Raw genomic sequence first — 1,590 nt, 5'->3', positions numbered from 1 at the left:
GGGGCGCCGCCGGCCGGACGCGACGACCCGGCCCCGCGCCGGCGCCCACGGGGGCGACCGGCTCGCCACCGGACCGCCGCACCCCCAGGAGCACCCCCCATGACCGAGAGCACCCCCCGCACCGCCCCGACGCCCGACGCGTCGCCCCGGCCCGACGGCTCGCCGCGCCCCATCGACGCGCGCGGACCGCGCTTCGGCGCCGCGCTCACCGCCGTCCTCCTCGTCGGCGTCCTGCTGCTGGGCGCCTGGCCCTCCGCGGCCCTCGCGCTCCTCGCGCTCGTCGCGGCGAGCTTCGCGCTGGGCGTGTGGCGCGGCGTCGGCGGCACGTGGCAGGGCGCGCTGTACCGGCGCGTCGTCGCCCCGCGGCTCGCCCCGCCCACCGAGCTCGAGGACCCGCGGCCGCCCCGGTTCGCGCAGCTCGTCGGCCTCGTCGTGACCGGCGTCGGCGTCGTGCTCGGCCTGCTGGGCGTCGCGGCCGCCGTCCCGGTCGCTGCGGCGCTCGCGCTCGTCGCGGCGTTCCTCAACGCCGTCTTCGGCCTGTGCCTCGGGTGCGAGCTGTACCTGCTCGGCCTGCGGCTGCGCGCGCGCTCGGCCACCTGACCGCCGCACCGCCGGTCCCGGCGCGGCGCCGCGTGGGGTGCGTCACGTCGGGCCCGGCGGCCGCGCGCGGGGAACAGCGCGACGGGGTCGACTCGTTAGGATTCGACGCATGACTGCGCTCGAGGGAGTGTTCATCGGCCTGCTGGTCGCGGCGACGCTGACGATCGCCTGGTTCGCCGGCCTGGTCGTGGTGCGGCTCTTCAAGGGCCAGCGCTGACGCCCTGACGTCCTGACGGCGCCGCGCGCGCCCTCGTCGTCGACCCAGGAAGGCCCACCATGTCGTTCGTCCTGCCCGACGGCCTCGCGCCCGAGGTCTACCCGCTCGCCTGGCTGGTCGGGCGGTGGCGCGGCGAGGGCGTCGTCGGCTACCCCGGCATCGACGAGACGGCCTTCACGCAGGAGATCGTGTTCGACCACGACGGCGGGCCCTACCTGGCGTACACGTCGACCATCCGGCTCGTCGTCGCGCCGGACGACGCCGCCGCGCTCGACGGCGTGGACGGCGCGGACGCGACGGGGGCCGACGCCGCCGACCCGGACGCCGCTCCGGCGCCGGCCGCTCCGGCGGAGCCGGGGCCGGTGTGGTCGACGGAGTCCGGGTACTGGCGCGTGCCGCCCGAGCGGCCCGACGACCTGACGGCCGAGCAGCACCCCGTCGAGGTCCTGCTGGCGGACCCGGCCGGTCACCTGACCCTCTACGTCGGCGCGATCGGCAACGGCCGCATCGACCTCGCGAGCGACCTCGTCGCCCGCAGCGCGTCGGCGGCCGAGATCAGCGCCGCCACCCGGCTCTACGGGCTGGTCAAGGGCGAGCTCATGTGGGCCCACGACCTGGCCGCGTTCGGCCAGCCGATGCAGTCGTACGCGTCCGCGCGGCTCTCGCGCGTCGTCGAGGAGTGAACGCATGAGCGGCCCCATCAGCGCGACGCCGGCGGTCGAGACGGCCGCGCCGCGGCACACCAGCCCGCTGCTCGCGCGGCGCGGCGCCGT

At 77.9% G+C, this 1,590-nt stretch carries 2 protein-coding genes; both read left to right on the top strand.

The features are described from left to right. Window positions 1–99 precede the first annotated feature (99 nt). On the top strand, window positions 100–600 hold the full coding sequence (locus tag HGCM_RS00030) for a DUF4395 family protein (protein ID WP_019134850.1): 501 nt from the start codon (window positions 100–102) through the stop codon (window positions 598–600). Window positions 601–876: 276 nt separating this feature from the next. Next, window positions 877–1,500 carry a heme-binding beta-barrel domain-containing protein gene (locus HGCM_RS00020; protein ID WP_019134848.1) on the top strand — a complete coding sequence of 208 codons (624 nt, stop codon included), beginning with the start codon at window positions 877–879 and terminating at the stop codon, window positions 1,498–1,500. Window positions 1,501–1,590 lie beyond the last annotated feature (90 nt).

The organism is Cellulomonas massiliensis JC225, assembly GCF_000312005.1.
GTDB classification, from domain to species: Bacteria; Actinomycetota; Actinomycetes; order Actinomycetales; family Cellulomonadaceae; genus Cellulomonas; species Cellulomonas massiliensis.
Note: the sequence above shows the minus strand (reverse complement) of the source record. Positions and strands in the feature narration are given on the sequence as shown.

What these genes read in the sequence shown, in the direction of transcription:
- HGCM_RS00030 (WP_019134850.1), top strand. Translation starts at nt 100, where the DNA reads ATGACCGAGAGCACCCCCCGCACCGCCCCGACGCCCGACGCGTCGCCC.
- HGCM_RS00020 (WP_019134848.1), top strand. Translation starts at nt 877, where the DNA reads ATGTCGTTCGTCCTGCCCGACGGCCTCGCGCCCGAGGTCTACCCGCTC.